Source organism: Streptomyces sp. NPDC049577, assembly GCF_040675635.1.
In the GTDB taxonomy this organism is placed as follows: domain Bacteria; phylum Actinomycetota; class Actinomycetes; order Streptomycetales; family Streptomycetaceae; genus Streptomyces.
This window is the reverse complement of record NZ_JBFAPH010000399.1, coordinates 1-5,301: the sequence shown is the minus strand read 5'-3', so window position 1 is coordinate 5,301 and position 5,301 is coordinate 1. Positions and strand designations below refer to the sequence as shown.

The following is a 5,301-nucleotide window of genomic DNA, read 5'->3' as shown; positions in this document are numbered from 1 at the left end:
TCCGGTGCGGCCCGGGCCGCACGGCGAGCCGCGGCTGGCCGGCCACCCGGACGTCGGCATCAGCGTGTCGCACGACGGCGACACCGTCGCGGCCGCCGTCGCGCCGGGCCGCCGGGTCGGCGTGGACGTGCAGCAGCCGCCCAGCGGGCCGCACGAGCGGCTGGTGCGGCGCTGTCTGCGGGAGCGGGCCGAGCAGTTGGCCGCGTTGCCGCCGGACGGCCGGGCCGAGGAGTTCGCCTGGGTGTGGACCGTGCAGGAGGCCTGCGTGAAGGCCGCCGGCACGGGACTGGCCGGGCAGCCCTGGGCGATCGACGTGCCCCTCGGCCACCGCCGGGGCCGCTGGGACGACTACGCCTGGGTCAGTCTGCGCGACACCTCCACCACCCCCCTGAGCTGTGCTTTCACCGATCTGGAGCAGTCATGTCCCTCAGCACGCTGACGGCCCCCGCGCCACCGTTGAGCTGCTACACCACCAATCTCGTCTCCTATCTGGAACCGGAACTCCCCGAGATCCGCGGTGACTTCGCGGCCGCGGTCCGGCTCGCTGTGCGGACCGATGTGCCGGGCGGCGGAGTGGCCTTCTCGCACCACGAGCGGGTGGACGTCACCGCCGACGGCCGCGGGCTCGCCTACCGGGGCGCGGAGGGCTGGGAGGAGGCCAGGGCCGCGCTGCTGGCCGAGCTCGGCCGGGAGGGCCGCGTCCTGGCCGTCGGCAACACCGCGCACCTTCCCTGGTCGCCCGCCTACGGCCGGGCGGCGGCGCCGCACTGGCTGCTGGTGCACGACCAGCGGGACGAGTGCTGGCTGGTGGCCGACCACTTCGCGGCGCTCACCCCGCACGGCGAGCAGGGCCCGTACCTGGGCTGGCTGGACGACGACGAGATGGCGCGCGCCCTGACGCCCGTCGCCGCGCCGGCGCCCGAGGTCGTGCGGCGTGACCGGCTCGCCCTGGGCCGGGCCGTACCGCTGCCGCCGGAGGGCACGTACCGCTGGCTGACCCGCGAGACCGGCGGGAGGGCCGCTTCCGGGCCCGCGCCGGACGAGGGCACGTGGCTGCACGGCACGGCCGCCCTGCGGCATCTGCGCACCGTGCTCGCCGGCGACCCGGCCGAGGCGGAGCGCTGCGCGGACGACCTGTGGGCGGCGGCCTGCCACCACGCGCACCGCGACACGGTGCTGGCGGCGGAGGGCCTGATCGGCGCGCGGACGGCGGAGGCGGCCGCGCAGGCGTGGTCCGCGCTGCCGCGCTCGCTGCGGTTCGCCGCGCAGTCGGCGGCCCGGGGCCGTCCCCGGCCCGGCCTGCTGGAGCAGGCATTCGACCAGCTGCTGCGCGTCACGGAGGAACTCGACGCCCAGCTGTCCCAGGAGGGATGAGACGTGAAACGCACGCTCCACCAGTGGTTCGCCGCCTCCGTCGCCGCGCACGGCGACCGCGTCGCCCTGGAGGTCGGTGAGGACCGGCTGACCTACCGCGAACTGCACGACCTCGCCGAGCGGATCGCCGCCGGCCTCGTCCGCGCGCACGGCGGCACGCCCGGCCGGGTCGGTCTGCTGGCCGGACGCGACGTGCTCGCCTACGCGGGCTACCTCGCCGTGCAGCGCCTGGGCGGCACGGTCGTACCGCTCAACCCGGCCTTCCCCGCGGCCCGCAACGCGGCCGTCGTGTCGGCGGCCGGCCTGGACGCCGTCCTGGTCGACGGACCGGCGGACGCGCTGCCCGCCCCGGCCGTCGCGCTGGACCGCACGGCACGGCCGGGCGACCTGCCGCCCCACCGGCCGGACGCGGACGCCACCGCCTACATCCTGTTCACCTCCGGCTCCACCGGCACCCCCAAGGGCGTGCCCATCACCCACCGCAACGTCTCCGCCTATCTGGCGCATGTGATCGGGCGGTACGGGTTCGGGCCGGGCAGCCGCGTGTCGCAGACCTTCGATCTGACCTTCGACCTGTCGGTCTTCGACATGTTCGCCACCTGGGGCGGGGGCGGCACGCTGGTCGTGCCGACGCGCCGGGACCTGATGGCGCCCGTGCGCTGGGTGGCGGAGAAGGAACTGACGCACTGGTTCTCGGTGCCGTCGATCGTCTCCTTCGCCGAGCGCATGCGCGCCCTCACGCCCGGCCGGATGCCCTCCCTGCGGTGGAGCCTGTTCTGCGGCGAACCGCTGACCACGCACCAGGCCCGCACCTGGGCGGCGGCGGCGCCGCACAGCACCCTGGAAAATCTGTACGGGCCGACGGAACTGACCATCAGCTGCGTCCAGTTCCGCCTCCCCGCCGACCCGGAGCGCTGGCCGGACACACCGAACGGCACCGTGCCGATCGGCGAGCTCCACCCGGGCCTGGAGCACCTGCTGCTCGACGAGAACGGCTTCCCCGCCGACCCGGCCGCGGGCGGCGAGCTGGTCGTGCGCGGCGTGCAGCGCTTCCCCGGCTATCTGGACCCGGCGGACGACACCGGGCGGTTCGTCGCCTTCGACGGCGCCCGCGCCACCCCCTACGACGGCACCGGCCGGCTCACCGAGGGCCACTGGTACCGCACGGGCGACCGGGTCGCGCTGCGGCACGGACAGCTGGTCCACCTGGGCCGCATGGACCAGCAGGTGAAGATCCGCGGCTACCGCGTCGAACTCGGCGAGATCGAGGCCGCGTTGCGCGCCCAGCCGGGCGTACGGGACGCGATCGCGATCGCCGTGCCGGACCGGGGCGGGGAGACGGTCCTGGAGGCCGTCTGCACGGGCACCGGACTGGACGACCCGGCCGCGCTGACCGCGCGCCTGCGCGAGCTGCTGCCGCCGTACATGGTGCCGCGCGGCATCAGTGTCTTCGAGCAACTCCCGCTGAACGCCAACGGAAAGATCGATCGACGGGCGCTCGCCGCCACGATCCACGACCAGGGAGCGTCATGATCCAGCAAGTTCTGACGGCCGAGCCGGCCGTCACGCCGGAAGACTACCGTCACGTCATCTCCGGGCTGCCGACCGGCATCACCGTGATCACCGCGCGGTCGGCGGACGGCCCGGTGGGCTGCACCGCGAGCGCCGTGATGTCGCTGTCCTGCGACCCGCCGAGCCTCCTGGTCTCGCTGACCACCGGCAGCCGCACCCTGGCCGGCATCCTGGCCGCCGGGGCGTTCGCCGTGAACGTGCTGGCGTGGTCGGACCGCGCGCTGACCCGCCGGTTCGCGACCGGCACGGCGGCCGAGCGGTTCGCCGGCGTGCCCTGGGACTCGGTGCACGGCGTGCCCGTGCTGACGCGCGCCGCGGTCAGCGTGGTGTGCACCGTCGGCGAGACGGTTCCGCTGCTCGACCACACGCTCGTCGCCGGCATGGTCACCTGGGCGCAGTCCAACGACTCGGCGCCGTCCGTGCTCTGCCGTAACCAGCACTACGCGGTGGGCGGGTGACCCCATGCTCGTCGTCCAGAAGTACGGCGGTTCCTCACTGCAGAGCGTCGACCGGGTCAAGGTGGTCGCCGAGCGCGTCCGCGCGACGCGCCTCGACGGCCACGACGTGGTGGTCGTCTGCTCGGCCATGGGCGACACCAGCGACGACCTGATCGACCTGGCCCGGCAGGTGTCCGGCGCGCCCCCCGAGCGCGAGATGGACATGCTGCTGAGCACGGGCGAGCGCGTCTCCTGCGCCCTGCTGGCGATGGCCCTGGACGCCCTGGGCGTGCCCTCCCGCTCCTTCTCCGGCACCCAGGCCGGCGTGGCCACGGACGCGGTGCACGGCGGGGCCCGCATCACGTCCGTCACCCCGGCCCGGCTCCGGGAGGCCCTGGACCTGGGCACCGTGCCGCTGGTGGCCGGCTTCCAGGGCGTCTGCCCGGACACCCAGGACGTCACCACGCTCGGCCGCGGCGGCTCCGACGTCACGGCGGTCGCACTGGCCGCCGGCCTCAAGGCCGACGTCTGCGAGATCTACACCGACGTCGACGGGGTCTTCACCGCCGACCCGCGCGTGGTCTCCGGCGCCGGGCTGCTGGACCGTCTCGACTACGAGGAGACCCTGGAGCTCGCGGCCTGCGGGGCGAAGGTGCTGATGGCCCGGTGTGTGGAGTACGCCCGCCGGCACGGCGTCGAACTGCACGTCCGCTCTTCCTACACCGACCGCCCCGGCACCTTCATCACCGACCTCCCGAGGACCGGCTCAGCCAGGAGCATGAAGATGGAGCAGTCATCCGCCACCGGTGTGGCCCACGACCCGTCGATCGCCCGGATCACCGTCGAGCTGGGCGGCGACCGCGCCCAGGCGGCCGCCGACGTCTTCGAGGTCCTCGCCGACGACGGCATAGCCGTCGACATGGTGCTGCAGAACCTCCAGGGCCCCTTCGGCGCCAAGGTCACCTTCACCGTCGCCGAGGACCGCGCCCCGCGCGCCGTCGGCGTCCTCCACGAACACCGCGCCCGCATCGGCTTCCACGACCTCAACTGCGACACCGGCGCCGGCAAGGTCTCCGTCGTCGGCTGCGGACTGCGCTCCGAGCCGGCGGCCCTGGCGTCCTTCTGCCGGGCCCTCGACCGGGCCGGCATCGGCATCGAGTTCCTCGCCAGCTCCGAACTCCGTATCACCGGCATCTGCCGGGCCGCCCGGCTCGACGACGCGGTCCGCGCACTGCACCACGCGTTCGCCCTCGACAGCGACGCCCGCGCGGTCGTCTACGCGGGCACCGGGCGCTAACCCCTCAGGGAGGCAGACATGGAAACCCGTCCGCTCAAGGTCGCCGTACTGGGCTGCGGAGTCGTCGGCACGGAGGTCGTACGCCGCCTGCACGGCGCGGCGCCCCGGCTCGCCGAGCGCGCCGGCCGCCCGCTGGAGCTCGCCGGCGTCGCCGTCCGCGACCTCCGCCGCGCCCGCGACACCCCCGGCATCGACCCCGCCCTGTTCACCGACGACCCCTACGGCCTGATCGCCCGCGGCGGGCTCGACATCGTCGTCGAGCTCATGGGCGGCATCGAGCCCGCCCGCTCCCTGCTGCTGGAGGCCATGGCCGACGGCGCCTCGATCGTCACCGCCAACAAGGCCCTCATCGCCCAGGACGGCCCCGAACTCCACGGCGCCGCCGCCCTGTGGGGCGTCGACCTGCAATACGAGGCCGCCGTCGCGGGCGCGATCCCGCTGCTGCGCCCCCTGCGCGAGTCCCTCGCCGGCGACGACGTCACCCGCGTCATGGGCATCGTCAACGGCACCACCAACTTCATCCTGGACCGCATGTCCACCACCGGCGCCGACTTCGCCTCGGCCCTGCGCGAGGCCACCGCCCTCGGCTACGCCGAGGCCGACCCGACGGCGGACGTCGAG

General features: G+C 74.7%; 6 protein-coding genes. All 6 read left to right on the top strand.

Annotation, left to right across the window (positions count from 1 at the left end; all coding sequences use genetic code 11):
• Positions 1–439 (top strand): 4'-phosphopantetheinyl transferase superfamily protein (locus AB0K09_RS29445; protein ID WP_366068459.1); only part of this gene is annotated, 439 nt, incomplete at its 5' end.
• Positions 421–1,374, top strand: coding sequence for a hypothetical protein (locus AB0K09_RS29440; protein WP_366068458.1), 954 nt, complete (start codon positions 421–423; stop codon positions 1,372–1,374). The genes AB0K09_RS29445 and AB0K09_RS29440, both read left to right, overlap by 19 nt.
• A 3-nt stretch (positions 1,375–1,377) precedes the next feature.
• On the top strand, positions 1,378–2,907 hold the full coding sequence (locus tag AB0K09_RS29435; RefSeq protein ID WP_366068457.1) for an amino acid adenylation domain-containing protein: 1,530 nt from the start codon (positions 1,378–1,380) through the stop codon (positions 2,905–2,907).
• A complete protein-coding gene (locus tag AB0K09_RS29430) occupies positions 2,904–3,404 on the top strand; it encodes a flavin reductase family protein (protein WP_366068456.1) in 501 nt (166 codons plus the stop codon). The genes AB0K09_RS29435 and AB0K09_RS29430 overlap by 4 nt, the downstream gene beginning before the upstream one ends.
• Before the next feature lie 4 nt (positions 3,405–3,408).
• Positions 3,409–4,680: an aspartate kinase gene (locus AB0K09_RS29425; RefSeq protein WP_366068455.1), complete on the top strand. Its 1,272-nt coding sequence runs from the start codon at positions 3,409–3,411 to the stop codon at positions 4,678–4,680.
• Between the two features lie 18 nt (positions 4,681–4,698).
• Positions 4,699–5,301: homoserine dehydrogenase (locus tag AB0K09_RS29420; RefSeq protein ID WP_366068454.1), on the top strand; the 603-nt coding region annotated here is incomplete at its 3' end.